Source organism: Variovorax sp. MHTC-1 (assembly GCF_003984645.1).
Lineage (GTDB): Bacteria > Pseudomonadota > Gammaproteobacteria > Burkholderiales > Burkholderiaceae_C > Variovorax.
In genome coordinates, this window is the sequence record NZ_RWKI01000124.1 from 1 (window position 1) to 202 (window position 202).

The 202-nt window shown below is 75.7% G+C and carries 1 pseudogene; it reads right to left on the reverse strand.

Annotated features, from left to right (window positions below):
- Positions 1-202, reverse strand: a pseudogene (locus EJI01_RS28540) (hypothetical protein); the annotation flags it as partial.

Here is a 202-nt window from a genome sequence, read left to right on the forward strand (position 1 = left end):
ACTGCAGGGAGGTGGCATCCTCGAGGTGGATGACGGCGGTGTCGGTGTCGTAGCGCAGCCCGCTCACGATGATGCTGCCGGCGCCGTCGACGCCGCCGACGCTGGCCGCATCGGCGGTGCTCACGCCGGTGCCGCCGGAGCCCACGCCGTCATCGCCGCCGGAGGCGGTCGAGGTGCCGCCGCCGCCCGTGCCGGAGCTGCC